Origin of the sequence: Micromonospora sp. NPDC050187, from assembly GCF_044459745.1 — a bacterium.
Classification (GTDB): Bacteria; Actinomycetota; Actinomycetes; order Mycobacteriales; family Micromonosporaceae; genus Micromonospora.
This window is the reverse complement of record NZ_JBITJH010000013.1, coordinates 84,434-110,305: the sequence shown is the minus strand read 5'-3', so window position 1 is coordinate 110,305 and position 25,872 is coordinate 84,434. Positions and strand designations below refer to the sequence as shown.

General features: G+C 70.5%; 24 protein-coding genes and 1 pseudogene. 10 read left to right on the top strand and 15 right to left on the bottom strand.

The window, feature by feature from the left end; all coding sequences use genetic code 11:
- The first annotated feature begins 5 nt into the window (after positions 1 to 5).
- A complete protein-coding gene (locus tag ACIBJE_RS20510; RefSeq protein WP_396750577.1) occupies positions 6 to 200 on the top strand; it encodes a hypothetical protein in 195 nt (64 codons plus the stop codon).
- A 53-nt stretch (positions 201 to 253) separates the two neighbouring features.
- Here ACIBJE_RS20510 and ACIBJE_RS20505 read toward each other — a convergent pair whose 3' ends face one another.
- From ACIBJE_RS20505 to ACIBJE_RS20495, 3 genes are all read right to left on the bottom strand, one after another.
- Positions 254 to 472: a hypothetical protein gene (locus ACIBJE_RS20505; RefSeq protein WP_396750575.1), complete on the bottom strand. Its 219-nt coding sequence runs from the start codon at positions 470 to 472 to the stop codon at positions 254 to 256.
- 39 nt (positions 473 to 511) lie between these two features.
- Entirely contained in the window at positions 512 to 3,046 is a 2,535-nt protein-coding gene (locus ACIBJE_RS20500; RefSeq protein WP_396750573.1) for a DUF262 domain-containing protein, read from the bottom strand.
- A gap of 243 nt (positions 3,047 to 3,289) precedes the next feature.
- A complete protein-coding gene (locus ACIBJE_RS20495; RefSeq protein WP_396750571.1) occupies positions 3,290 to 3,997 on the bottom strand; it encodes a TetR/AcrR family transcriptional regulator in 708 nt (235 codons plus the stop codon).
- Positions 3,998 to 4,064: 67 nt separating this feature from the next.
- Here ACIBJE_RS20495 and ACIBJE_RS20490 point away from each other — a divergent pair, with 67 nt between their 5' ends.
- Positions 4,065 to 4,397 carry a nuclear transport factor 2 family protein gene (locus tag ACIBJE_RS20490; RefSeq protein ID WP_396750569.1) on the top strand — a complete coding sequence of 111 codons (333 nt, stop codon included), beginning with the start codon at positions 4,065 to 4,067 and terminating at the stop codon, positions 4,395 to 4,397.
- 13 nt (positions 4,398 to 4,410) lie between these two features.
- Positions 4,411 to 4,764: pseudogene (locus ACIBJE_RS20485) on the top strand (SDR family NAD(P)-dependent oxidoreductase); the annotation flags it as partial.
- Positions 4,765 to 4,806: 42 nt separating this feature from the next.
- On the opposite strand, the gene ACIBJE_RS20480 reads toward ACIBJE_RS20485, so the two are convergent.
- From ACIBJE_RS20480 to ACIBJE_RS20470, 3 genes are all read right to left on the bottom strand, one after another.
- Positions 4,807 to 6,759 carry a hypothetical protein gene (locus tag ACIBJE_RS20480; protein ID WP_396750567.1) on the bottom strand — a complete coding sequence of 651 codons (1,953 nt, stop codon included), beginning with the start codon at positions 6,757 to 6,759 and terminating at the stop codon, positions 4,807 to 4,809.
- Between the two features lie 317 nt (positions 6,760 to 7,076).
- Positions 7,077 to 9,365: a glycoside hydrolase family 3 N-terminal domain-containing protein gene (locus tag ACIBJE_RS20475; protein WP_396750565.1), complete on the bottom strand. Its 2,289-nt coding sequence runs from the start codon at positions 9,363 to 9,365 to the stop codon at positions 7,077 to 7,079.
- A gap of 435 nt (positions 9,366 to 9,800) precedes the next feature.
- Positions 9,801 to 10,310, bottom strand: coding sequence for a hypothetical protein (locus ACIBJE_RS20470; RefSeq protein WP_396750563.1), 510 nt, complete (start codon positions 10,308 to 10,310; stop codon positions 9,801 to 9,803).
- A 691-nt stretch (positions 10,311 to 11,001) separates the two neighbouring features.
- On the opposite strand from ACIBJE_RS20470, the gene ACIBJE_RS20465 reads away from it, so the two are divergent.
- Positions 11,002 to 12,465: a YdiU family protein gene (locus ACIBJE_RS20465; RefSeq protein WP_396750561.1), complete on the top strand. Its 1,464-nt coding sequence runs from the start codon at positions 11,002 to 11,004 to the stop codon at positions 12,463 to 12,465.
- Positions 12,466 to 12,514: 49 nt separating this feature from the next.
- Here ACIBJE_RS20465 and ACIBJE_RS20460 read toward each other — a convergent pair whose 3' ends face one another.
- Positions 12,515 to 13,528, bottom strand: a complete 1,014-nt coding sequence (locus ACIBJE_RS20460) for an aldo/keto reductase (protein ID WP_396750559.1) — start codon at positions 13,526 to 13,528, stop codon at positions 12,515 to 12,517.
- Between the two features lie 169 nt (positions 13,529 to 13,697).
- On the opposite strand from ACIBJE_RS20460, the gene ACIBJE_RS20455 reads away from it, so the two are divergent.
- Positions 13,698 to 14,330 carry a TetR/AcrR family transcriptional regulator gene (locus ACIBJE_RS20455; RefSeq protein WP_396750557.1) on the top strand — a complete coding sequence of 211 codons (633 nt, stop codon included), beginning with the start codon at positions 13,698 to 13,700 and terminating at the stop codon, positions 14,328 to 14,330.
- Between the two features lie 20 nt (positions 14,331 to 14,350).
- On the opposite strand, the gene ACIBJE_RS20450 is transcribed toward ACIBJE_RS20455, so the two are convergent.
- The 4 genes from ACIBJE_RS20450 to ACIBJE_RS20435 all read right to left on the bottom strand — a co-directional run bounded on the left by ACIBJE_RS20450 (position 14,351) and on the right by ACIBJE_RS20435 (position 17,478).
- A complete protein-coding gene (locus tag ACIBJE_RS20450; RefSeq protein ID WP_396750555.1) occupies positions 14,351 to 14,683 on the bottom strand; it encodes a DUF6204 family protein in 333 nt (110 codons plus the stop codon).
- Between the two features lie 96 nt (positions 14,684 to 14,779).
- On the bottom strand, positions 14,780 to 15,352 hold the full coding sequence (locus tag ACIBJE_RS20445; protein WP_396750553.1) for a GNAT family N-acetyltransferase: 573 nt from the start codon (positions 15,350 to 15,352) through the stop codon (positions 14,780 to 14,782).
- 239 nt (positions 15,353 to 15,591) lie between these two features.
- Entirely contained in the window at positions 15,592 to 15,909 is a 318-nt protein-coding gene (locus ACIBJE_RS20440; protein ID WP_088983772.1) for a helix-turn-helix domain-containing protein, read from the bottom strand.
- Between the two features lie 600 nt (positions 15,910 to 16,509).
- Complete coding sequence (locus tag ACIBJE_RS20435; protein ID WP_396750551.1) at positions 16,510 to 17,478, bottom strand: LysR family transcriptional regulator; 969 nt, start codon at positions 17,476 to 17,478, stop codon at positions 16,510 to 16,512.
- Between the two features lie 27 nt (positions 17,479 to 17,505).
- Between ACIBJE_RS20435 and ACIBJE_RS20430 the strand changes: the two genes are divergently transcribed.
- The 3 genes from ACIBJE_RS20430 to ACIBJE_RS20420 all read left to right on the top strand — a co-directional run bounded on the left by ACIBJE_RS20430 (position 17,506) and on the right by ACIBJE_RS20420 (position 19,969).
- Positions 17,506 to 18,375 carry a serine hydrolase gene (locus ACIBJE_RS20430; RefSeq protein WP_396750549.1) on the top strand — a complete coding sequence of 290 codons (870 nt, stop codon included), beginning with the start codon at positions 17,506 to 17,508 and terminating at the stop codon, positions 18,373 to 18,375.
- A gap of 121 nt (positions 18,376 to 18,496) precedes the next feature.
- Positions 18,497 to 19,462 carry an MBL fold metallo-hydrolase gene (locus tag ACIBJE_RS20425; protein WP_396750547.1) on the top strand — a complete coding sequence of 322 codons (966 nt, stop codon included), beginning with the start codon at positions 18,497 to 18,499 and terminating at the stop codon, positions 19,460 to 19,462.
- Between the two features lie 126 nt (positions 19,463 to 19,588).
- Positions 19,589 to 19,969, top strand: a complete 381-nt coding sequence (locus tag ACIBJE_RS20420; RefSeq protein ID WP_396750545.1) for a DUF4259 domain-containing protein — start codon at positions 19,589 to 19,591, stop codon at positions 19,967 to 19,969.
- A gap of 4 nt (positions 19,970 to 19,973) precedes the next feature.
- On the opposite strand, the gene ACIBJE_RS20415 is transcribed toward ACIBJE_RS20420, so the two are convergent.
- Together ACIBJE_RS20415 and ACIBJE_RS20410 are read right to left on the bottom strand one after the other, a co-directional pair.
- Entirely contained in the window at positions 19,974 to 20,528 is a 555-nt protein-coding gene (locus ACIBJE_RS20415) for a hypothetical protein (protein ID WP_396750543.1), read from the bottom strand.
- Positions 20,510 to 21,058, bottom strand: coding sequence for an RNA polymerase sigma factor (locus ACIBJE_RS20410; RefSeq protein ID WP_396750541.1), 549 nt, complete (start codon positions 21,056 to 21,058; stop codon positions 20,510 to 20,512). The genes ACIBJE_RS20415 and ACIBJE_RS20410 overlap by 19 nt, the downstream gene beginning before the upstream one ends.
- 141 nt (positions 21,059 to 21,199) lie before the next feature.
- Between ACIBJE_RS20410 and ACIBJE_RS20405 the strand changes: the two genes are divergently transcribed.
- On the top strand, positions 21,200 to 21,778 hold the full coding sequence (locus ACIBJE_RS20405) for a GNAT family N-acetyltransferase (protein WP_396750539.1): 579 nt from the start codon (positions 21,200 to 21,202) through the stop codon (positions 21,776 to 21,778).
- A gap of 134 nt (positions 21,779 to 21,912) precedes the next feature.
- Positions 21,913 to 23,124, top strand: a complete 1,212-nt coding sequence (locus ACIBJE_RS20400) for a S8 family serine peptidase (protein ID WP_396750537.1) — start codon at positions 21,913 to 21,915, stop codon at positions 23,122 to 23,124.
- Positions 23,125 to 23,292: 168 nt separating this feature from the next.
- Here the strand turns inward: ACIBJE_RS20400 and ACIBJE_RS20395 are convergent, their stop codons facing one another.
- Together ACIBJE_RS20395 and ACIBJE_RS20390 are read right to left on the bottom strand one after the other, a co-directional pair.
- Positions 23,293 to 24,753, bottom strand: coding sequence for an NAD(P)/FAD-dependent oxidoreductase (locus tag ACIBJE_RS20395; protein ID WP_396750535.1), 1,461 nt, complete (start codon positions 24,751 to 24,753; stop codon positions 23,293 to 23,295).
- 432 nt (positions 24,754 to 25,185) lie between these two features.
- A complete protein-coding gene (locus tag ACIBJE_RS20390) occupies positions 25,186 to 25,869 on the bottom strand; it encodes a TioE family transcriptional regulator (RefSeq protein ID WP_396750533.1) in 684 nt (227 codons plus the stop codon).
- Between the last annotated feature and the right edge of the window lie 3 nt (positions 25,870 to 25,872).

Here is a 25,872-nt window from a genome sequence, read left to right as displayed (position 1 = left end):
CGCCGTTGAAGCGCGCACAGACCCGCGATCTCGCCCGGCCGTACGCCCTGCGCCCGCCACTCGCGGACCTGCTCGACGAGGGCGGCGACCTCGGCCGCGCCCGTCGGGTGTCCCGCCGCCGGGGGTCGCCGGCCGTGCAGCAGCGACCGGTACCCGGCCAGGCTGTCGTCGCCCTCCCCGCCCAGTTCCGCCACCCGTGACCCGACCAGCACCCCGGTCGACCAGGTGAGGATCTCCGCGGTGCTGCGGTAGTTCACCCGCCCCCGCGCCAGAAGTCGTTGATCCGGATGATCCGCATCCGGGGGTCCCGGGCGTTGTGCACCGACTCCAGGTGCAGCCCCTTGTCGGCGTGCAGCTCGGCGATGGTGAGCTGCTGGAACTTCGCCATCGCCTTGCGTACCCCGGCCTTGACCGGGTTCTCCAGGACGTCGTAGCTCTGCCAGAAGCTGTTGGCGAAGGCGAGCTGCGGCACGGACGGACCTCCGGGTCGGTGGATCGGGGCGGTGCAGGGTCAGACCAGCGTCGGCTCGTCGTCGCCGTTGGCCTGTGCCTGGTCATAGAACCAGCGCAGATGGTCGAGCAGAGCATCCCTGGCGTCGGCGTCGGCGAGCACCGCCAGCGGAAAGCCCGGCCGCAGGGCGAGCTTGGCGGCGGCGATCTCGACACCCGGCAACTGGTTCAACCGCTGCCGCAGCTCCTCCCGCAGGGTCACGTCGTCGAACGGCGTACGGATGCTGAGGTGCTGGAAGACGACCTCGCACTTCCCGCTGGGGTAGAGCGCCACGGGCCAGATGTTGCCGTACTCGTGTTCCTTCCCCCGGGCCATGAGGAAGCAGGAGGTCTCGTTGCCGTTTCCATAGGACAGGGTTCCGCCCATCATGGTCCACGCGTCGAGCACGACGGCGGTGGCCGTGGCGACCGCCGGCCCCTGGGACGTGGTGAGCTGCTCGATGAACCGCGCGGCGTGGTCGACGTCACTGTTGGAGCGGGACCACGGCTCGGGCAGATCTGCCGGCGTCACCCCGGCGAGCTGCGCCAATTCCTCGACGGTGATGCGCTGGGCCTGGTCGGCGCGGCCGTGCTGGTCGAACGTCACGCCCTCGGCGCGCAGCACGTCACGCGGGTCGTCGGTACGGTCGGGTTCGAGCCACCGGAAGTTGCCCGCGACGATCCCGCCAGCCTGGAGCACCCGGTGGGCGTTCAGGGTCGGGTGGTTGGCCAGCCGGTTCCCCACCGGTTGTGGCGCCGTGCCGATCAGGGCGGCCAGGTCGCCGTAGGTGGTCCACGAGCCGGCTGGCAGCTCGGCGAGGGCCTTCGCCAGTACGTCCCAGGGCACGTCGGACTGGTTGCCGGTCTGCTCGGTGGGGCCGGGCCAGATGGTGATGATCCGCTCGGCGAGGTCGTCGGCTCGCGCCAGAATCTCCGAGCGGCCCCACCGCTGCCGGTCGGCGATGTCCTGGTTCAGCCGGACACCGCTCTTCGCCAGGGCGATCCGCTTGGCGGCGAACGGTTTGTTGCTCAACTCCGAGTTGTAGCCGGTGAGGGTCAGGTTCCCCAGGGTGTGCACGAGCGCGTCGTGCGCCTCATCGGGGGTTTCGTCCGCGTCCAGGTCGGTGGCGAGCATCTTCCGCCACTCGTCGCTGAGGGTCTGCGGCAGCACGTGCTCGATGGTCAGCTTGTCCAGCGCCACCGGCTCCTTGTTGTCGTGGGACTCCTCCAACCAGCGCAGCACCAGACTGCGCTGGCCGGCCCGGCCGTTGAGGTAGAACGGGATGGTCCGTACCAGGGCGCGCAGGCCCGCATCGGTGGCCCAGTGTTTGCGGCCCGTCGACAGGTACTTCCGCACCGCCTCGTCCACCGGCAGGTCCTTGTCCATCTCGGTGACCACGGCGAGCAGGATGCGGTTGATGTTCATGGTGCTCCGGCCGATCAGCAGCCGCCGGACGAAGAAGCTCTCCAGGTACAGCATCGCCGAGGCGATCTGCGCCGACGTCGCGGTGCCCTGGTCCCGCCGGTCGAGCAGGTGCAGCAGTACCGGGTAGACGGTGGTGGTGCCCCACGCGCTGAGCCGTTCCAGCCGCCGCCGCACGCCCGGGTCCTGCTCCTCGGCGGGGTGCAGGATCACCCGGAGCAGCGCGCCGAGCCGGCTGAACCGGCGTACCTCCGCCTCGATGTCCGCTTCGGTGTGCAGCTTTTCGAGGCGCTTCTGCTGGTCGACGTACGTGTCGGTCTGCTTGACCTTCGGGTTGCGCTGGACCAGGTCGAGCCAGAAGAGCAGGACCAGCTCCGTCGAGGTCAACCGCTGCTGGAGCGGCAGCCAGAGCGACTCGTACACGGTCTGGCCCCGGGTCGGCAGCCGCATGAAGAGGTAGTTGCGCAGCAGGTCAGCCTGGGTGAGCGTCAACCCGGTGTTGTTCAGCGACTCGAAGATCCGGTAGACGTTGTCGTTGGGTTGGGCGGTGATCGCCACCAGCGCCAGTCCGGTGACCACGGCACTCTCGATCTGCCCGACGTCGACCGGGTCCTCGGCGGAGCCGAGCGCGGTCAGCGCCTTGGCGAAGAACCGGTACGCCCGGCCCACCGGGTTGTCACCGCGGGCCTGCGGGGTCGCCTTCACACAGGCCACGTACGCGTCCCGGTCGGCCTGGGTGGGGATCAGCTTGAGCCAGCGCTGCTCCTCGAACGGGTTGGTCAGGTACTGCTGGTCCAGCCGGAGCCGGTGTTTCGGGTCCTCGTGCTCGGCCCGATGATCGCGCAGGGCACAGAGCAGGATCGTCAGCGTGGTGAGCCGCTGCTGACCGTCCACCACCAGGTACTCGGCGACCCCGACCGGCCCCATGGTGGGGCTGGGCGCGAGCACCAGCGAGCCGATGAAGTGGGTGGCGGTCGGGTGGTCCGCCCGGTCCCTGGCAAGCTGGCAGACATCGTCCCAGATCCGGGCGAGCTGGAGCTCGGTCCACGAGTAGGTCCGCTGGTAGAGCGGGACGTGATACTGCTTCGCACCCTCCAACAGCTGTTGCAGCGTCGTCTCCTGCGCCGAGACCATCCCGTTTACCGTCCTTTGTAGATCAACCCGCCAGCCTGGCAAGACAATCAGATCGTTCCGGGCGTAGCAACCTACGACCGGGCGAAGAGGACGGGACCAGAGAGGTGGCCCGCGCTGGCCGTCAGGACCGGGGCACAGTGCACTTCGTCGACACTGTCGAGCTGCCCCACCTATGGGGCAGCCACATCTGGGACAGCAGGGACCGCCGTCAACCCCTGCCGCTCCGGGCCGGACCGGCACGGTTCAGGAGCGCCCGAGGCGGTCCAGCAGCTCGCCGAGGAGCGCGTGCTCCCCGGCGGTGAGCCCGGTCGGATCCTGCTCCAGCAGGGTCCGCAGCGCCAGCGCTGTGCTGGCGCGGGTCGCCGCCGGGGAGTCGCCGCGCGCGGTGGTGTCGAGGACGCCGGCGAGCGCGGCCTCCCGTACCCGGTCCGAGAGGCCCGGGTCGCGCGCCTCCTCAGGCTGCGTGATCAGGCTGAGGGTGACGCCGACGTTGGCGGCGAGAAGCTGCTCGGCCGCCTCGTCGACCGGTACCCGCAGCAGCCCCTGGCGCGCGGCGGCGCCCAGCAGGTCCCGCAGCATGGCGTGGGCGGGCGCGGTGATGGCGCAGGGCCGGCCGGGCTCGACCCGTCCGTAGAGCAGGGCGTAGAAGGTCGGATGTTCCAGCCCGAACCGGACATGCTCGTCCCAGCCCTGGCGGATGTCGTCCAGCGCGTCCCGGGTGTCGCCGGAGGGCCGCGGGGAATGGACGTACTGGCTGAAGCCGTGGTTGATCACCGCGTCGATCAGGCCCTGCTTGCTGCCGAAGTGGTGGTACAGCGTCGGCGCCTGCACCCCCGCGCGCTCGCAGACCGCCCGGGTCGACAGGTCACGGTCGCCGGAACTGTCCATCAGCTCGGCGGCGGCCAGCAGGAGACGGTCCCGGGCATTGCCGCTCAGCACACGACGAGGCATTGCGCTATGGTACGCCATGTAGCGCTACAGTAAGTTGTGTAGCGCATGTAGCAGCGGAGGGAGAGACATGGACACGGCAGTTCCCCAGGTCGTCCAGGAGTACTTCGACGCGAGCGCGCGGCGCGACGTCGAGAGCGTGGTCGGTCTGTTCGCCGAGGACGCGGCAGTCGTCGACGAGAGCGAGACCCGGCGCGGCCGGTCGGAGATCCGGGCCTGGCAGGAGGGGCCGGCGTCGCGGTACGAGTACACGACCGAGCTGCGCCGGGTGGAGCCGGCCGGGACGGACGCCTTCCTGGTCAGCGGCCGCATCGAGGGGAACTTCCCGGGCGGTACGGCCGATCTGACCTGGCGGTTCACGCTCGCCGGCGACCGGATCCGTCAGCTGGAGATCGCACCCTGACGCCCCCCGGACCATCGAACCGTTTCAGGAAGGAAATCCGAAAGGAAGTCATGAGGACCTGACCGAACGGCGTTTCGGGAGCACCGACGTACTGGTCAACAACGCCGGCCGCAGCTGGTACGGCTCAGTCGAGGGCATGGACGAGGCCGCCGTACGCAAGACGTTCGAACTGAACTTCTTCTCGGTGCTGCGGGTGACGCGCGCCGTGCTGCCCGGGATGCGGGCCCGGCGCGCCGGCTGCATCGTCAACATGTCCTCGGTTGCCGGCCTGGTCGGCACGCCCGGATTCGGCTTCTACACGGCGGCGAAGTTCGCCGTCGAGGGGCTGACGGAGGTGTTGCGGCAGGAGGTCGCGCCGTTCGGCATCAGGGTGCTCGCGGTCGAGCCCGGCGCTTTCCGCACCCGGGTCTCAGCCGGCGGGGACGAAGCTCGTTCCGAGTTGTGCATCCGTGCGGTGGGTGAGGTACTCGAGCTGGGAACTCAGCTTCGACTTCAGCACGTCCTCGGCCGGGACCTCCTCCCCGAGCGTCTGCACGGTGTCGGAGACGGTCAGATAGACCAGGGCACCGGTGACCGGATCGAACAGCGTCGCACTGAAGAACGGCGTCCAGCCGTCGCTGTTCGGAAGGTAGACGAAGACTCGGTGGAAGACCACGAACCCGTTCAGGTCCGGCTTGCTGTCGTAGCTGCGCCATTCCTGGTGGTAGGTGCCGTGCTCCTCCTTGAGCTTGCCATTGCACTCCCCGTTGCCCGTCAGGTGGACGAAGTAGTCCTTGACCGTGCTGCGGAACTGCGGCTTCACGTACGTGACGTAGGCGGCGGAGCTGGTTTTGCCTTGCGTGTACCACTTACCCGCGAACCGGGACGGGCTGTGCAGCCAGTTGTTCCAGTCGTTGCCGGCGATCTTGTCGACACACTGGGTGCCGATCGTCGGGAAGGTGCGCACCGAGGCGTGCGGGCTGCTCGGGTTGTCGAAGGCACCACCGGCTACCGGCATGACGTCGTCGAGCCGGTCGAATGGCGGGTCCTGGTAGGTGACCTCGGCGGTGTACGTACGGAAGCCGTTGCGGGCCAGTTCGTCAACGACGCCGATCATCTGCGGGATGACGTGCGAGTTCTGCCAGATCAGGACGACGGCCTTGATCTGCGACCCGAGCAGGGCCTTGGCTGCGGCCGAGGCGTACTGCGCGGGGTTCCAGCCTTCGACCATCTTCTGGGCCAGGATCATACCGAGGTTCTTCATGACCTCGGCGCAGTCCGTGAACGCATCACCGACGGCGTCCCCGAGCGCCTGGGTAGTCGTCGGCTTGAGCTGGGCGATCTTCTCGAAGTGCTTGTAGACACAGGAACCCACCCGGGCGGCCTGGTCGGTCGCGGCGATGGCCCGGACGACAGCGTCGGTCGGCTTGGCCGGCATGACCACCTGGAGCGAGGCCGACATCAGGTCGAGGATGGGGCGGGCAAGGTCCAGCGAACCGCTGATGACCAACGGCTTGTCCCTGCCGAACTGCGCGGCGTCCACTTTCAAAGTGATCATGCTGCCGCCCGCCATGACGACCGACTGGTCGTTCATGCGGCGACCGAGCAGGTCGACCAGCAGGCTGTACGGGTTGGTTGGTTCGGGGGTGACCGCCTCGTACGTGACCCCTCTGGGCAGTCGCAGCAGGTACGGCTCGGTGTGGCGGTTGCTGAGGTGCAGCGTGAACGTCTTCCGGGTGGCGTCCTCCCGGACGAACGTGACGCACTCGATCGTCTTGGGCACGAAGGCCTTCAGCGTGATCGTGAGCGGTAGGGCCTGGTACTTGCAGTCCTGCGCCACCGGCGGGTTGCCTGCGGCCCGGCCGATTCCGCCCAGGAGGAGGTTGTCGCTGCTGAGCAGGTTCCTGGCCGTGGTCTTGGCCCGCTCTGTCGCCTGCTCGACGTCCCACCAGCCGATGTCCCAGACCGAGAACCGATCGGTGCGGACGGTCGCGGTGTGTTTCTTCTTGTCGACGGAGTCCGGCGGCAGCGCCACCCACTCGTCGTCCTCCAGGCGCAGGATCGCCAGATTGTCCACCTGCTCCTGCGTGGCGTTCTCGGGGTACGAGATGGTGATGGTGGCGTTGGCGTCGGGCTCGAGCTTGCCGCCCTGGACTTCGACCTTGGTCGCCGAGCCGCCGAACAGCTTGTAGCCGCCAGTCCCCACCGTCGGCGGCTCGACCGTCGTGAGCTTGAGGCTTCCGCCGTCGAGCTCGGACTCGCCGACCGTGACCGTCGTGTCGGTCGCGTCATCCCGGGCGGTTGTCTCGCCGCTGTCCGTACACGCCGACGTGATGCCGACCAGGAGCGCGAGGCTCACCAACGATGCGGCTGGTCGTCGCATGAATCCATACCCTTCGCATGTGTACGGCGGGAGCGATGGCCCGGGGCAGGCGTGACGCCCCCAGGTCGTCCCGCACGGCGCTCGTCCGTTCCACCACTCAGAAGGGGATGGGCAAGCCCCTACCCCACCGGAGTCCCGCCCACCGGACCCGGGCCCACGCCCCGGCACAGGCGCCCTATCGCTTCCCGTCCGTGGAGTATGTCCCATCGTCCACAGTGGCGCCTGGGCCGGTCCGGCAGGCCTGAGGGACCGATCATCAGAAGCAGCCTCGGGTGAACCGCCACCGCAGACCATCCGCTGGCCGTCAGGCCGGTCAGTCAGGTCACCACGGTGAAGCCGGCCCGCAGCAGGTGCTCGTCCCGGGAGGACGCCCCGACGAGCAGGTCGAACGCGCCCGGCTCGACGATCCGCGCGCCCCGGGCGTCGACGAGCGCGCAGCTCGCCACGGGCAGGGTCAGCTCGACTGTGCGCGCCTCACCGGGGGCGAGGGACACCTTCCGGTACCCCTTCAGCTCCTTCTCCGCCCAGGTGACCGAGGTGACCGTGTCGCTGACGTACACCTGCACGGTCTCCCGCACCGGGCGGTGCCCGGTGTTGCGGACCTCGACCCGGGCCCGCAGGGTGTCCCGCGCGCCCACCGTCGGGGTCAGCACGCGCAGGTCGGCGTACTCGACGGTGGTGTAGCTCAGGCCCTCGCCGAAGGCGAACGCCGGGCTCTGGGTGAGGTCGGCGTACCGGGTGCCGTGCTGGCCCCGGATCTGGTTGTAGTAGGTGGGCTGCTGGCCGGCGTGCCGGGCGAAGGAGATCGGCAGGCGGCCCTCCGGTTCGGTGAGTCCGAGCAGCAGCTCGGCGACCGCCCGACCGCCCCGCATGCCCGGGTTGGCGGCGTAGACCACGGCGGCGGCGGAAAGCGCGGAGGGCGGCAGCACCAGGGGCTTGGAGGCGATCAGGACGACGATCAGGGGCCGGCCGGTGGCGGCGAGCGCGTCGAGCAGGGCGACCTGGGCGCCGACCAGTTCCAGGGTGGCGGTCGACTTGCCCTCGCCGACCAGTTCGATGCGGTCCCCGACGACCGCGACGACGTAGTCGGCGTTCCGGGCCGCCTCGACGGCCTCGGCGATCAGCCGCTCGTCGGGCGCGGCGGGGACGACCACGGGTGGTCGGGGCTGCCCGTCGGGGAAGAACCCACCGGCCGGGTCGGGCCCGAGGGTCAGGATGTCGGCCCCACGGGCGTGGGTGACGGTCCAGTTCGGCGGCACGTGCGCGCGCAGCCCGTCCAGGACGGTCTGGGTCAGGTCGCGTGGGTGCCCGTCGGTCAGCCAGTCGGCCTGCCCGGAGGCACCGGCCCAGTCGCCGAGCTGGGTGTGCGGGTCGTCGGCGTTCGGACCGACGACCGCGATCCGGCGGGGCGTCGGGTCGTCTCCGGCGACGGCGCGCCCGGTGTCGTCGGCGGTGCGTCCGCCGGCCAGCGGCAACGTGCCGTCGTTGCGGAGCAGCACCAGGCTGCGGCGGGCGACCTCCAGGTTGAGCGCGGCGTGCGGGGCGCTGCCGACGACCTGCGCCTGGCGTTCCGGGTCCGGCCGGCGGGGGTCCTCGAAGAGCCCCAGCTCGAACTTGAGGGTGAGGATGCGGCTGACCGCCCGGTCCAGGTCGGTCTCGTCGAGCAGCCCGCGGACGATCGCGTCCTGGGCCCCCTGGAAGAAACCCGGCGTGGTCATCACCATGTCGTTGCCGGCCCGCACCGCCGCCGCCGAGGCCTGCGCGTAGTCGGCGTGGATGTGCTGCTCCCAGACCATCCGGCCGACGTTGTCCCAGTCGGTGACCAGGGTGCCGGTGTAGCCCCACTCGCCGCGCAGGACCTCGTCGAGCAGCCAGCCGTTCACCGTGACCGGCACGCCGTCGATGGACTGGTACCCGAGCATGAACGTGCGGCAGCCCTCGCGGGCGACCCGCTCGAACGGCGGCAGGAACCAGGACCGCAGCTTGCGCCGGGAGATGTCGGCCTCGCTGGCGTCCCGGCCGCCCTGGGTCTCGGAGTACCCGGCGAAGTGCTTCGCGCAGGCCAGGACCGCCGTCGGATCGGTCAGGCCGGAGCCCTGGTAGCCGCGCACCATCGCCGAGGCGAACTCGCCGATCAGGAAGGGGTCCTCGCCGAACGTCTCGTCGACCCGGCCCCAGCGCAGGTCCCGGGCGATGCACAGGACCGGGGAGAAGGTCCAGTGGACCCCGGTGGCGGCGGCCTCGACGGCGGTGGCCCGGGCGACCCGTTGCGCCAGCGACGGGTCCCAGGTGGCGGCCATGCCGAGCTGGGTGGGGTAGATCGTCGCGCCGGCCCAGAACGAGTGGCCGTGGATGCAGTCCTCGGCGACGAGCAACGGGATGCCCAGCCGGGTCCGGGCGGCCAGGTCGACCGCCTCGACGATCCGCTCGGGTGAGGCGTGCAGGATCGATCCCACGTGCATCCGCTCGACCAGGTCGCGCACCCCGTCCTGGGCCGAGAGCTGGAGCATCTGGCCGACCTTCTCCGGCACGGTCATGCGGGCGAGCAGGTCGGTGACACGGTCGGCGACCGGCAGGGCGGGGTCGCGGTACGGCGCTGTGGGCACGCGGTTGTTCCTTCCCGGACGCCGGGGCGTCGCGATCGCGGTGGTCCGGGAGCGACTGGTCGCCAGCGACACCCGTTCGACACCCTCAGACTGTGGACCTCCGACGCCGTCTCCGGCAACCGCCGTCGTTCGCACTCGTCGGAGAGGCCGTCCGCAGGTCCACCTGCCCACGCGGCGTCGATCCACGCCACCAAGAGATCGTCGTCTATCGCATTTCACCTGGCCGCCTGCGGCCGGCTTCTTCCGGCGGCGGGGGCTGCCCCGCTACTCGTTCGTCCGGGTGCCGGGCGAACCGAAACCGGTCTTCTGCGACGCGACGATCCTGCGTGGGATGTCGGGCACCGGGACCGGCCCGGGTACGCGGTGATCGCGTACCCGGGCCGGTGAGCACGGCTCCGGCCAACTGTCAGGAGACAGCTGCGGGCGTCTGTCCGGTCAGGACTTGCCGGCCGCGTCGCGGCGGTCGTCGTGCGTGCCGGTAACGGACAGCGCGCCGCCCTGCACCATGTAGAAGCACCCGCTGAGTCCGGTGAAGGTGGTCTGGATGCCGGTGACCGACCTGCTGGCGACGACACCGGAATATGTCGTCTCCGAATTGTTGAAGGTGAACGTCAACATACCGGCGACGGAGACCCACGGCCCCGTGTATCCGGAACCGTCGCTCCACGTTCCATTGGCGTTGAAAACGATGGGGGTGGTGCTGTAGCTGCCGTCGCAGTACCAGTCGAAAGCGAGGGTCCAGTTGCCCGGGATCGCCTGGACACCGATCCCCTGTGCGGAGACACCAGCAGGCACGCTCGCCGTGTTCGTGCTGGTGACCGCAGACGGCTTGGCGGTGGCCATGGCGGTGAACGACCCCACTGCGGCGACGGCCAGCAGCAGGCTCAATGCGCCCGCGAGAATCCCCCGACGGCGCCGAAGTGAATGCGAGAATTGCTCAGTCACGGTTGCTCCCTTCATTGTCTTTGCGACCGGACCAGTGCCGTCGATGCTACGAACAGGGCGAGATCAGCAATTTCGGAATGTCAGGAAGCTGTCCTTTTCCGACTGCCGATTGGCTTCTTCAGTGGGTATGGACTCGGCCCTCCGAAGTGCGCAAGTCAGCACATAGGACTTAAAAGGTAGGCGGTGGGGGGCGGCTCAGCGGGGCGGACGGAGCACGCTGTGCACGGTCGGCGCGGACAGCACCCGCTCCGGCACAACGGTGAACGCCGCCCGCTCCCGGTCCACCGGCACCGGCCCCGTAGGTGTCGAGCCGGTCGCCGAGCTCGTCCACCCCCGCCCGGAGCGGGCCACCGGGCACGCGGCTGTGGCGTCTCGGTCGTCGACGAACAGCTGTTCAACTCGCAGGGCACTTTCTCGCCGCCACGTGGGTCCGTAACATCGCGGACCGGTTGTGCCTGTGCCACCACCGACCCCTCGTCGGTCCGGCTCGGCTACATGGTGCCCGCGCCCCGGGTCGGCCGGCCCGACGGCGACATCCCGGCCGGTACCCGGCCCGGAGCTGCCATGATCCGCGCCCGGCGGGCCTTCGGTCGCCTGCTGCCGCACTACTGACAAACGACAGGACCGGCCGGCGGGCCGCGCTACGCAGCGACCGCTGGCTCTCCCCCGGGTCCCCCGTACCCTTGTCGGGGTGAGTATCGCCCCGCCACCGACCGGCGCCCTCGACGGCCGCTTCGCCCGTGAACTCGCGGAGATGGCCGTCCCCTGGCAGGCCGAGGAGGCCCCCGACCCACGACTGCTCGTGCTCGACGAGCCGCTCGCCGTCGAACTGGGCCTCGATCCCGGGTGGCTGCGCAGCCCCGACGGCGTGCGGCTGCTGGTCGGCACCGCCGTCCCCGGCGGCGCGACCCCGGTGGCGCAGGCCTACGCCGGGCACCAGTTCGGCGGATACTCCCCACGGCTCGGCGACGGGCGCGCGCTGCTGCTCGGCGAACTGGTCGACGCGAACGGCCGCCTCCGCGACCTGCATCTCAAGGGCTCCGGCCGTACGCCGTTCGCGCGCGGCGGTGACGGCTTGGCCGCGGTCGGTCCGATGCTGCGGGAGTACGTCGTCAGCCGGGCCATGCACGCCCTGGGCATCCCCACGACCCGGTCCCTCGCCGTGGTGGCCACCGGGCAGACGGTGCACCGCGAGACCCCGTTGCCGGGGGCCGTGCTCGCCCGGGTCGCCGACAGTCACCTGCGCGTCGGGAGTTTCCAGTACGCGAGGGCCACCGGCGACGTCGACCTCCTGCGCCGCCTCGCCGACCACGCGATCGCCCGGCATCATCCCGGTGCCGCCGGGGCCGAGCGCCCGTACCTCGCTCTCTTCGAGGCGGTGGTCGCTGCCCAGGCGTCGCTGGTGGCCCGGTGGATGCTCGTGGGGTTCGTCCACGGGGTCATGAACACCGACAACATGACGATCTCGGGCGAGACCATCGACTACGGGCCGTGCGCGTTCCTGGATGCCTTCGACCCGGCCACGGTCTACAGCTCGATCGACCACGGCGGGCGCTACGCCTACGGCAACCAGCCGAAGGTGGCCGAGTGGAACCTCGCCCGACTCGCCGAGGCCCTCCTCCCCCTCCTGCACGACGACGAGGATCGAGCGGTCGCCCTGGCGGTGGAGTCACTCGGCGGGTTTCGTCCTCAGTACGACGCGGTCTGGTCCGCCGGCATGCGGGCCAAGCTCGGCCTGCCCGACGGCCTCGACCAGGCGGTCGTCGCACCGCTGGTCGAGGAGCTGCTCGGCCTGTTGCGGGCGAGCCAGGTCGATTTCACGTCCTTCTTCCGCGTGCTCGCCGCCGCCGCCCGGGGCGAGGTCGAGCCCACGCGCCGCCTGTTCCTCGACCCCGACACGGTCGACGACTGGTTGACGAGCTGGCGTGCCCTGGGTCCGGACGCCGACGCGATGGACCGGGTCAACCCGCTCTACATCCCCCGCAACCACCTCGTCGAGGAGGCTCTCGCCGCCGCGACCGACGGTGACCTGGCTCCGCTCGGACGGTTGCTGGAGGTCGTGACCGCCCCCTACGACGAGCGCGACGGCCGCGACCGCTACGCCGCTCCCGCCCCACCGGACTTCGGCACCTACCGGACGTTCTGCGGCACCTGAGTTGCACCGCCCCGCTGCCGGGGCGGATGCCGGGGTGACGACGAGCGCGTCATGCGGCCGGTCGGTCCGCGCTGCGTACGACCGGTGGGTTCAGGCGGGCGAAGCCCTCCTGACGGTGGTACGGAAAGTGCGGGTAGGGCGCTGTCCGTGTGCTCGCCGCGTCGAGTCTGGCCATCTGGGCGGGAGTCAACGTCCATCCGACGGCACCGAGGTTCTGGCGGAGCTGCGCCTCGTTGCGGGCGCCGATGACGACCGACGACACCGTGGGCCGTTGCAGTAGCCAGTTGAGGGCGATCTGCGGAATGGCCTTGCCGGTCTCCTGAGCGATCTCGTCAAGGACGTCGACAACCCGGAAGAGGTCCTCGTCCCGGACCGGTGGGCCGTAGTCGGCGGTCCGGTGCAGCCGGCTCTGCGCTGGTAGCGGCTTTCCCCGGCGCACCTGGCCGGTGAGCCGGCCCCACCCGAGCGGGCTCCAGACGACCGCGCCGACACCCTGGTCGATCCCCAGGGGCATCAGGTCCCACTCGTAGTCCCGGCCGAGCAGGGAGTAGTAGACCTGGTGGACGACGTAGCGTTGGTGGTTGCGCCGCTCCGCGATGGCGAGCGATTTCATCAACTGCCAGCCTGCGAAGTTCGACACACCGAGGTAGCGGACCTTGCCCGCCTGCACGAGCCCGTCGAGCGTGGACAGCACCTCCTCGATCGGCGTGCCTGCGTCGAAGGCGTGCAACTGGAAGAGGTCGATGTATTCGGTGCCGAGTCGACGCAGCGCGTCCTCGCACGCCCTGATCAGCCGCAGGCGTGCGGAGCCGGCGTCGTTGGGCCCCTCGCCCATCGGCAAGCCGCTCTTGGTGGACAGGATGACCTCGTCCCGGCGGCCCTTGATCGCCTGACCCAGCACCTCTTCCGACGCGCCGTCGGAATAGACGTCGGCGGTGTCGAACATCGTGACGCCGTTCTCCAGACAGATGTCCACGAGATGGCGTGCCTCCCGGGCATCCGTGGTCCCCCAGGCGCCGAACAGTGGCCCTCGGCCGCCGAACGTGCCGGCACCGAAGCTCAACGCGGGGACTTTGAGCCCGGATGCACCCAATCGTCGGAATTCCATCGTGACCCTTCCGTGGCCCGGCAGCGCCGTAGCCCATCCGCCGAACCCTTAACGGTTCCGGCGTTCCATTAAGACGCTGGCTACGATAACAGCCGCGAGCCCTAAACGAAACGGGAGACCCGTTATGAGTGCTGACGAGACCGCAGTCGGAACCGTCCGTCCCGGCGGGCGCACGGCGCGGGTGCGCGCGGCGGTCCTACAGGCCGCCGGGGACGCGCTCGCGGAGCACGGTTTCGACCACCTGGACCTCGCCGACGTCGCTCGTCGCGCGGACGTGGGCAAGACAACCCTCTACCGCCGCTGGCGATCACCGGCTGGCCTGGTCGCGGACCTGCTCGTGGACATGGCCGAACAGTCACTGCCCCGCACCGACACCGGCTCACTCCGCACCGACCTGCGGGCCAACGCGCGGCTCGTGCAGCGGACCCTCACCGACCCACGCCAGGGTGCGCTGTTCAAGGCGGTCATCGCGGCAGCCACCTGCGACCCCAGAACGGCTGACGCGCTACGCCGGTTCTACGACATCCGCATCAGGGAATGGGCCCCCTGCGTGGAACAGGCCGTCAGCCGCGGGGAAGTACCCGACGGCACCGACAGCCACGAGGTCATACGCGCGGTGTCGGCACCGCTCTACTACCGCCTGCTGATCAGCGGCGACCCCCTCGACGTCGCCGCCGCCGACCGGGCCGCCGAAGCTGCCGCAGCCGCCGCCCGGGAAGGCGCCTACGTACGGGGCAGGCAGGAGGTGAATCCGTAGTTACCCGAACACCGCCGGTGTCATCGTCCGCGCCGCCGGATCTTGATGCTGTCGAGATCGGTCGACACCGACGTGAGCTCGCGGTGGTCGGCACCGAGTCCCCGGACGGCGGACGCGGCGAGCGCTTCCGCCCGGCCGATCACGGCAGCCTCCTCGTCCTCCTCGGTGGCCGGGACGACACAGCGGAAGGTGAACGTCAGCAGGGACCGCTCGTAGGTCACGGTGCCTTCCTCGGTGAACCTGGCCCCGAAGACGTCGTGCTCGTCGGCTCTGGAGAGCAGCGCGGCCCGCTGCTCCTCGTCGAGCGGCGCGAACTTGCCGCGCACGATGACCTGGTAGGTCTTGCGGGTCATGGTGGGAAACCTCCGGGAACCGTGTCACCGACGCCGTCGGTCGGCGGGTTGGTACGTCAGGAAGGGCAACGGGCGGGGGCGAGAGGCAGGGCGGACTCACCCACCGGCCGGGGTCCTCGACGCCCACTCCTCGGCCAGGATCGCGAAGACCAGTTCGTCGTGCCAGGTGCCGGCGAAGTGGATGCACTGGCGGAGGTGGGCCTCCTGACGCATGCCGAGCCGGTGCAGCGCCCGGATCGACGCCGCGTTGCGCGCGTTGGTCTGCGCGGTGACCCGATGCAGCCCCAGCCGGTCGAAGGCGAGATCGAGCAGGGCCGACACCGTCTCGGTGGCGAACCCGCGTCCCTGCGCCTCCGGGTGCAGGATCGCCCCCACCTCACCCTGCCGATGTTCGACACTCAGCCACCGCAGGTCCACCTCGCCGACCATGCGTCCGGTGTCCCGCTGCTCCACTGCCAGCACCAGGGAGTCGTTCTCGCCGGCCAGGGTGTTCATGCTGAGCCGTTGCTCGATGACGTGACGGGTCTGCTCGACAGTCGCCGGCGGCCAGTACAGATGGCGGAGCACTTCCTCACGGGTACGCAGGTCGTGGAGCGCGTCCACGTCGTCGACCCGGAACGGGCGCAGCAGTAGGCGGTCGGTCTCCAGAGGCGCGTCGATGCAGAGCACAGCCCCATGATGTCCGGTCACCCTCGACAGTGCAGGTGGATTACCCGTGCCCGCGCCGGGCTCCCTGGACCTGCACACCTTCTGGACCGGCCGCCCGACCGGTCACGGTCGCCGTGACCAGCAGTGGGCAGACGCCGTACGACGAGATTCCGGCTCAAGGGATCACGGGGAGCAACCACTTGAGCCGGACATCCACACCCCACGCTGGCAGACGCGGAGGTCACGCGGGTGCGGGGCGGTCAACCGGGTTGCTGCGTCCCCTGTTGCTCCTCGTTGCGCCGAAGGGCCTCCTCGAGCTGGTCCTCCAGGATGATGATCCGGCAGGCGGCCTCGAGAGCGGTGCCCTGGTCCACCATCTCCCGGGCTCGGGCGGCCAGGCGCAGCTGATAGCGGGAGTAGCGGCGATGGCCACCGGCGGAGCGGTGCGGGTCGATCAGTTTCGCCTCGTCCAACCGGCGCAGGAAGTCCTGGGAGGTGTCGAGCATCTCCGCGGCCTGGCCGATGGTGTAGGCGGGGTAGTCCTCGTCGCCGAACATGTCATCGGGGTTTTGCCCCATGTCACCTCCACGTCGAGGGCCCCGGCGCTCGCGCGCCGGGGCCCAGGGTTTACGGGTCAGAACACCATCTGCCGACAGGAGTGTCGGCTAGTCGTATCCGCACCGGCCCGATGTGAAGGCTTCGGGTGCGGGGATCGCATAAGCGTGACCGGAGACCACCTTTCGTTCGATGGAAACTGCGGTGTCCGCCCAGCCTGGTTTCACGGCTGACGGCGGGCGATCCAACGGTGTAAGGCCCTCCCTTTCCTCTTCTTTCCCTTGCTGAGCGGTCTACCGGCGTCGGAGCCCACGCGACTTCATGGCCCCGTACACCTGCACCATCCCCTCGCGTGTAGCCCCGGGGCTGGCGTACCTCTGGTTCCGTTCGATGGCGGACGGCGCAACGTGCTCCCGTCCCCCAAGCCCGTCGTGACCTCACGGCCGGGCGGTCCGTCTGCGTCTTTGCTGTTCTCTGTTCTCGACCTGAAGAAGGCTACCCCAATCCCCTGAGAAAATCTAGCCGTTATGGACCAGGTTTCCTCGGCCGGCGGTCCGAGGCCAAGTCGGACCTGTGGCCCGGCGCAGCCCTCCCGACGGGAGCGACGGCACCGTGTGGTGCCTTCAGGGTTCGGTGGCGCGTGGGGCGTACACGACCGTCCAGGGATCCGGCGCCGTGGGCGCCCGCAGCGCTGCCGGTACCGGCGCCGCCTCGGCCAGCGTCTCGGCGGCGATGTCGGCGAACCGCTCCGCCGCCGGGTGCGGCGCCTGCGCCGGCCACGCGGCGGACGTGGTCCGGACCAGCGGATGGCCGGCGAGGGGTCGCCAGACCACGCGCGGCTCCCGCCGGGCGGTGCTCTCCGGTTCGAACGCCACGCCCCGCCCGGCGAGCACCAGACCGATGAGGAATTCGGGGTTGTGGGCGTGCCGGATCCGGGCCGGTGCGAAGCCGTGCTGTCGGCACACGTCCAGGACGTGGTCGTGCCAGCCCGGGGCGGTGACGCGCGGTGGCAGGACGAGGTCGTGGCCGGCGAGGTCGGCGAGGGCCGGTTCGGGCAGGCGGGCCAACGGCGACACCCGGGGCAGCACCACCCCGAGCCGCACCCGCACGGCGGGGCCGAACCGCAGGTCCGGGACGTCGACCGGATGGTGGAGCAGCCCGATGTCGAGTCGGGCGTCGGCGAGCATCCGCACCTGTTCGCCCGTGGTCAGTTCCTGCAGGTCGATGTCCAGACCGGGGACCCGTTCGGCCAGCCGCCGAAGGAGGGCCTGGAGGGTGGCCGCGGGTGTCTCCGGCGGTACGCCGGCGCGCAGCGTGCCCAGGGTGCCCTCACGCACCATCCGCATCAGCGCCCGCATCCGCTCCTCGCCGGCGAGCAGCCCGCGCGCCTGGTCCAGGAGCAGCCGGCCGGCGGGGGTGGGCTCGACCTGACGCCGGGAGCGGTCGAACAGCTCGACGCCCAACTCCCGCTCCAGTCGCTGGATGGCCTGGCTCAGCGGGGGCTGGGCGATGCCGAGGCGTTCGGCGGCGCGGCCGAAGTGCAGCTCCTCCGCCACCACGACGAAATAGCGCAAGTGCCGGAAAAGATCCACCTGACCGACGATAGCTAGGGTGACGGCATGCTACCGGGGGACGTCTTCGCACGGGTGGGGGTCGACGCGCGCCTGCACGCGGTCGACATCGACACCGGCCACGAGGTCGGTGTCGATGCGGACGAACAGGTCGTGATCGCGTCCGTGTTCAAGATCCTGCTGGTGCTGGAGTTCGCCCGGCAGGCCGCGAACGGGCAGTTGGACCCCACCGAACGGGTGTTGGTACGCGCCGAGGACCGGCTGGGCGGCTGGGGCACCGCCGGCTGCGCGGACGACGTGGAGCTGTCCCTGCGCGACCTGGCGTACTTCACCATGTCGGTCAGCGACAACACCGCCGCCGACCTGCTCATGCGCCGGGTCGGCCCGGACCTGCTGCCGCTGCTCGCCGCCGAGTTGGGGCTCACCCGGACCCGGGTGATCGGCGGACCTCGGCAACTCCTGGAGACCATGTTCGCCGACGTCGGGGCGCGCGACGCCGCCGAGTTCGCCCGGACCTTCGCCACGCTGCCCGAGCAGCGGATACGCGCTCTGCGGGTGTTCGACCCCGACCGGACCACGTCCAGCACCGCGCGGGAGATCACCCGGTTGTTGACCCTGATCTGGCGGGACGAGGCCGGGCCGCCCGCCGCGTGCGCAATGGTCCGTGACCTGATGTCGCGACAGATGTTCTGGACGCGGCTGCCGTCCGGCTTCCCGCCGGACGTGGCGGTGGCCGCCAAGACCGGCACCCTGCCCGGGCTGCACATCGAGGCCGGCGTGGCGCAGTACCCCGACGGCGGCCGGTACGCGATCGCCGTGTTCGCCCGGACCCAGCGGTTGGCCACCCGCCGCATCGACGTCGACCTCGCCATGGGCGAAGCCGCCCGGGCGGCGGTCGAGACGCTGCGCGCGATGTGATCGTCACCTCGGCCGACGCCGCCACCGGCCGTGCCACGCAGGACCGATATGCGATCGGGTATCGCGGCTGTGCCCCGAGCGTCTTGGACGCGCCCCGCCGGCTGGTGGTTGGCTGCGCGCCATGACCGACTCAACACTCGGCCGCCGCCGGTTCCTGGGTACCGCCGCCGGAGCGGCCCTGGCCACGGTGGCCACCACCTCCGCGATTCCGTCCGCCGGCTCCGCCGCGCCCCGTCGCCGTGGATCGTCCGGTCCCGGAGCCACCTTCCGCTGGCTCGGAACCTCCGGCTGGCGCGTCGACATCGGCGCGACGACCGTGCTGGTGGATCCGTACCTGAGCCGCTATGACACCGGACTGTTCGACGGAGCGTTCGATCCGGCCACCGAGCTGACCGTCGACACCACCCGCATCGCCGACCACCCGGGCAGCCCGAAGACGATCCTGGTGACGCACACGCACTGGGACCACTTCAACGACGTGCCGCACATCGCGGAACGCTCGGGCGCCCGGGTGTTCGGCACGCTCACGGCGTACCACCTCGGGATGGCCTACGGCCTGCCCACCTCGCAGCTCAGCCCGGTCTCCGGCGGCGAGGTGCTGGACTTCGGCGACTACACCGTCGAGGTGGTGGCGGCGCTGCACAGCCGCAACGCCTCGTACTCGATGGCCTTCCCCGGCGTCCGCGTCGCCGTGCCGGCCCGACCGGAGAAGGTCGAGGACCTGCCGGAGGGGGACACCCTCGCGTTCCTGCTGACGCCGAGGGGCGGCCCGTCGGTGTTCTTCATGGGCGCGAGCGACTTCGTCGAGCGGAACCTCGCCGGCCTCGCCCCCGACGTCGCGATGATCGCGGTGCCGAACACCGACGTCACCCCGGCGTACGTGCCGCGCCTGCTGGCCGCGCTCGACTGGCCGGCCACGGTGGTGCCGGTGCACTGGGACCATTTCGAGGTGGCGCTGCGGAACCCGCCGACGGTCACGCCGGGTGACAAGGACCGGCTCGACCGGTTCCTCGCCGCCGTGCGCCGGGCCGCGCCGCGTACCCGGATCCTGGTGCCGGAGTACCTGACGCCGTACACGTTCGCCTAGCGTTGCCGGCCCGCGGTGCGTGGCAGGGCTCGGAGCCGTGCGCTCGGAGCCCTGCCACGACGGCACGCCGACCCACCACCGCGGTGTCGGTGGTGCCTGGTTCAATGCCGCGAACGATCGGACGCGGTGGAGCGAGGACCAATGGGCACCTGGGGTAGCGGCAACTTCGACGACGACACGGCGGCCGACCACCTGGCGGATCTGACCGGCCGGCTGATCTCCGAGGTCACCGAGGCGATGTCCGGCGACCCGGTCGGCATCGAGCCCGACGAGTACTGGGGCGTCGCGGTGCCCTGCAACCTGGAGTTGCTCCACCTCCTCGCGCAGCAGAGGTACGTGGGGGCCAACCTGCCCGCCCCGGAGACGATCGCCGACTGGAAGAGCAGGTACCTCGCCGTCTGGGACCGGACGATCGACGGGCTGGAGCCCGGTCCGGAATACCGGGAGCAGCGGCGTGCGGTCCTCGTGCGCACCTTCGACCAGTTGGCCGAACTGGCGAGACGCTAGGGTCTCAGGCGCAGAAGTCCGGTCCGGGGGCGCCCGTGGGGACGAAGCCGGCGACCGTGGCCAGGGTGTTCCCGTCGTCGGCCAGGGCGACCCAGAGCACCTCGGCAGCAGGAATGACATCGGGTCGGACGACGAAGACACCGTCGCCGGTCGCCTGGAACGCGTACAGCTCGGGACGCTGCTCCCGCGACGGTGGACCGGTCAGCGGCGGGTGCGACGGGACGACCAGCGGCGCACCGAGCACGCCGAGGCAATCGTGGGTCGCGGCGACGAGTTCGATCCGCACGCCGCGACGCTTCAGGTCGGCCTCGGCCTCCGCCACGTCGGCCGCGTCGATGCTGTTCACGGTCACCGTGAGGCTGCCGTCGGATCCGACCTCGATGGCGTAGGCGGGCCGGACCGTGGCCAGTCCGGCGACCCCGGTGCCGGCCAGCGCCACCGTCGCGGCTGCCGCGACCAGCCACCGCCTCCCGCCGGCTCGCGAGGGCGGCGGCAGCTCGGTCCTGAGGTGGGCGAGCAGGCGCTCCTCGAAGGTGGTCGTCACGGGATCCTCAGGCATGGTTCCTCCACGGTGGTGTCGGCGAGGGCACGTCGGGCGCGGAACAGCCGGGCGCGGGCCGCGCCGGGACGGATCCGCAGGGCGGTGGCGGCCTCGGTGACCGTGAGGCCGTCGACGGCGACCAGTTCGATGACGGCCCGCTCGGACTCCGGCAACCGTTGCAGCCGCCGGTGCAGTTCGCGGGCGGTCCGGTTGGCGTCGATGCGCTCCTCGAGCCGGCCGATGTCGTCGTCGTCGAGCAGGCGACGGCCGGCCAGGCGGCGGCGTCCGGCCGTCTCCCGGGCCCGCCGCCGGGCGTCGTCGACGATCTGGTTGCGGGCGATGCCGTAGAGCCAGGCGACCGGGCTGCCCCGGTCCGGGTCGTAGCTCGCCGCCGAGGCGATGACGGCGGAGAACACCTCGGCGGTGATGTCCGCGGCGAGGTGCGGATCGTCGACCCGGCGGGTGACGAAGTGCAGCACCGCGTCGACGTGCGCGCGGTAGAAGGCGGTGAAGACCTCCGGGGCGGTCAGTGGTGGCGGGCGACCCATCGGCGGCTCCTCGGTGCGGCGGTTGGTGACACCGGTACTTCGTCCCGAGCCTGCGCCGCGTTACGTGACGCGGTCCGCCTGGCGCGTGGGTGGTCCGGCAAATCGTTTGGAGAGATGCGCAGACTGGGCCACGATGACCCGGTGTCTGACGTCGAGGACGCCGCGAATGGCCTCACCACCGAGCGCTTGATCCTGCGAACTCCCACCCGGGGGGACCTGCCGGATCTGTTCGGACTGTACGCCGACCCGCAGGTGTGGGGGCCCGACCCGCTCAGCCGCCACCACGACACCGGGCAGACCGCTCGGATGATCGAGAACTGGCGCGCCGCGTGGCACCGGGACGGCCTCGGCATCTGGACCGCCTGGCGCACGGAGCGGGACGCGGACGACACCTTCGTCGGTATCGGAGGCTGCTTCGTCCGCTACGGCGTCGCGTGGAACCTCGGCTTTCGCCTTCTGCCCCGGTTCTGGGGGCGGGGTTACGCGCAGGAGATCAGCACGGCAGCCGCCACGGTGGCGGGTCACCTGCGCCCGGATCTGCCGCTGACCGCCTACCTGCTGGAGGGCAACGACCGCTCCCGGCGGACGGTGGAGCGCGCGGGACTCGAACTGGTCTGGCGGGGACCCGACGCGGGCAATCCCGACGCCTCGGCCATTCGGCTGCTCTACAGCGACCGACCGCTGTCACCGGACACGGCGCACACCCTGGTCGCCCGGTGAACGACCCCGCACCGCCGTCCCGAAATCCTCACCATCGACTGTCCTGAATCGAGCGGATAGCGTCGTCGGTACCGTCCACACCACCGCCCGGCCCCGTGCGTGCCGTGGCGGCCTGAGCAGGGAGGACCGAATCGATGACATCCCTCTACCCCCGTCGACGCCGATCGGGCGTCGTCGGTGTGCTCGCGGTATCGGCCATGGTCGCCGCCACGGTCGGTGGCCCGGCGGTCGCGGCACCGGCCGTCGGCGACATCCTGAACGCCGGCAGTGCCACCGCCGTCCCGGGAAGCTACCTCGTCGTCCTCCGGGACAACGCCGTCGGCGGCCCGGCCGGCACCCGACCCGCCGCCGTGTCCCAACAAGCCGACACACTGGCCCACCGCTACGGCGGAACAGTCGGCCACCGCTACGGCCACGCCCTCAACGGCTTCGAGGTACGACTACCCGAACCCGCCGCCCGACGCCTCGCCGCCGACCCGGCGGTCGCCCTCGTCGAGCAGAACCACACCGTGCGGACCACCGCCACGCAGGTCAACGCGCCGTGGAACCTCGACCGCATCGACCAGCGGACGACGCCATTGAACGGCTGGTACAGCTACACCAGTACGGGATTCGGGGTCACCGCGTACATCATCGACAGCGGTATCCGCCACACCCACGTCGAGTTCGGCGGGCGGGCCGGTCAGGGCTACGACGCGGTGGACGGTGCGCTCCCCGCCGACGACTGCAACGGCCACGGCACCCAGGTCGCCGGCATCGTCGGTGGCAGGACGTACGGGGTGGCCAAGGAGGTGCGACTGGTTCCGGTACGGATCATGGACTGTGCCGGCGGTGGCACGCTCGCCGGGCTCATCGCCGGTATCAACTGGGTGACCGCCGACCACCAGCCCGGCGAGCCGGCGGCGGCCAACATCAGCCTCAGTGGCGGCATGAGCACGTCGCTCAACGCCGCAGTGGCCAACTCGATCGCCGACGGGGTGACCTACGCGATCGCCGCCGGCAACAGCAACACCAACGCGTGCAACTTCTCACCCCAGTCGGTCAGCGCCGCGATCGTCGTCGGGGCCGCCCAGAGCAACGACACCCGGGCAAGCTTCTCCAACTTCGGTAGCTGTGTGGACATCCTTGCTCCGGGCGTGAACATCCTCTCGTCCTCGCACGGCAGCAACACCACCACCCGCATCGTGAGCGGCACGTCGATGGCCGCGCCGCACGTCACCGGCGCGGCTGCCCGGGTGCTGCAGAACAATCCGGCCTGGACACCGGCCCAGGTGGAGGCGTACCTGGTCGCCCAGGCGACCGTGGTGAACAACCTGCGCCTGCTCTACATGGATCCGCTGACCTGACCCGACGGCGAGCCCGACCGGACCGGCACCCGAGGGGAGGCGGGCGCCGGGGCCGACCGGCTGTCGAGCACGGGGACCTGCCGCGGACGGTGGTACACCGCGGCAGGTCCCCGCTGACCGGCCGGCGTGTGCACGGGCGCCGGAGCGGTCAGGGACGGTCCGACCGGTTCACTCCCACTCCTTGTAGTACGACGTCAGCGCCTGCCGCAGCGGGTCGTGCAGGGTCTCGTCCAGCACGTCGTCCAACTCCACCAACAGCTCCGACGGCGGCGTGAAGGTCGGATGCAGGGCGTCAGCGATGCTCCGGTACGTGGTACGCAGATTCGACGAGAGGATCGTGGGCCACTCCCGGTTGACGGTCCACTTCGCCTCCCACCCGGTGCCCAGCATGTGGTCCACCGCGGTCTCGACGATCTCCTCACGGCTGCCGGACGACAGCGGTGCCCGGACCGGCACGAAGTCGCGGAGGGCCGGGTGCGCCTCGCCGCCGTCGAGCATGTCGGCCATCTGCCGGGCGAGCAGCGGCGACTGGTGCAGGCCGTCGCGGTAGGTGCCGGTTGCCATCCAGACGTTGGCGGTCCCGTCGAGCCGGCCGAAGAGCGGGAACCCGTCGGCCGGGATCGGCCGGTTGCCCACCTGGAGCTTCTGGAGGGAGGCGTCCTCCAGCTCGGTGTGCAGCTGGTCGACGGCGCACTCGATCAGGAACTTCACGTCGCTGAGCAGCGCGTGCTGACGGGGATCGGGGGAGATGATGTTCGTGGCGCCGATGTACAGGCTGCCGTCCCCACGGGGCACGCAGTGCAGGCCGCAGGCGAAGGAGCGGTTCGGCGTGCGCAGCACGGAGTCGGGCACCCGGCCGTCCGCCGTCCCGACGACGACCGAGACGCCGTATCCGCTGACCATGGGCGGGACGCGTCGGGCGACGTCCTCGAAGGTTCCGAGCAGGTCAAGGGAGGTCGCACCGGCGGCGACGATCACGGTGTCGGCACCGACCACCGTCCCGTCCTCGAGGGTGACGCCCGTGACCCGGTCCCCCTGCGTGACCAGCGTCCGGGCCCGGCCGTCGATGATCGTCCCCGACGTGTTGCCCAGTGCCGTGTCCAGCTTGGTCAGCAGCAGCTCCGAGTCGACCGACCGCTCGGCCGGGATGTAGAGCCCCGCCAACGACCGGTGCAGGTCGTTCGGGGTGAGCCAGGCGTCGTTCTGCGGGTCCACCCGCTCGTAGGGCTCGTCGTAGGACCTCAGGGCCGACTCGATGGCCTGGAAGTTGCCGGTGTCGACCGCCTTGGACCCGGTGCTGTTGAGCATCACCAGCGTGCCCCGCGAGGTCACCAATGTCCGCTCGTCGGCGGCGGCGTCGGCCAGGGCGTCGGCCCAGCCCGCCCACATGCCCCGGGCCTCGTAGTCGACGGCCAGCTTGGCGCGGCCGTGTGCGGTGGCCAGCAGTGCGGTGGTCACCTCACCGAAGCAGCCCAGCATGGCGCCGGACGCCGTCGACGCGGCGTACTTCCGGTTCGGCTCACCGATGCGGGCGACTCGTGTCCCCCGGCGCGACAACTCGAAGGCGATGGAGGAGCCGACGACTCCGTTCCCGACTACCACCACGTCGTAGCGACCATGAGATGCCATCAGCTTCCTCTGCCCTTCACATCAGATCTCGAAGGTATCGAACACGACGACGGGAGAAACGCCTCCTCCGCGCAGCCCATAGGCGCGCAAATAACGCTGGATTCAGCTTGACGCACGGATCAACGCAACATACCCGCAGGTCGATACGGTGGAGCATCCGCTCGACTGACCGCATAAGTCGCGCCACCAGGCAGTCCCGGATCAGCCACGAAATTTGCCGACGGCGACGAGCGCCCATGCACGCCAGTTCGATCGCATCCCCCGCCCACCCCAATCGTAGGCACTCGCGGGGGCCGACTTTAACACGGACGACCACATCCGTCCACACACTACAAACAGCTATCGCTCAATGTCTATCCGTCATTCCGCCATCCCGCCGGGTTCGGCGGACGCAATGGAATTCGGATAGCTCACGATGGATATCAAAGGGCGTCAGGACTCGCGGGCGCGGAGATACGCGTCCAGGTCGGCCGCGCCCCTGAGCATGGCGCGCCCCCGGGCGGACAGGCGAGCCTGCCAGTCGCGCAGGGTCGACTCCAGCGGGGCGACGCCACCGGCGGAGCGGACCTCGGCGATCAGCGGGGCGATCTGCTCCAGCAGGTAGCCACCCCGCCTGAGCTGGTGGGCCAGCCGGACGTCCCGCACGTCGGCCGCGTCGTAGACCCGGTAGCCCGTCTGCGGATCGCGGCGCGGCCGGACCAGCCCGGCGTTCTCCCATTTGCGCAGAGTGGCAGGGCGGAGGCCGAGCCGTCGGGCCAGGGGACCGATGAACGTGTCGCCGCGTTCCTGCGGCACGGGCACCAGATCGCGGAGCGCCGACTCGACGGCCTGGACGGTACGACGGTCATCGAGCAGTTGGCCGTGGCTCTCGTCGATGAGCCGTAGCGCTTCCTCGGCGGCACCCCGGTTGATCGCCCGCATGATCGACGTGGCTGTCCGGTGACCATGCCCGGACGCGAGGGCGAGGAACGCGCGCAGGGCTTGCGCGTGCAGCGGGTTGTAGGTGCGGTACCCGTGGACGGTGCGGTCGGCGGTGGGCAGGATGCCGACGTCCTCGTAGTTCCTGATCGCCTGGGTGGACAGGCCGTGTTCGCGCGCCAGGTCCACCGGCCTCATGGC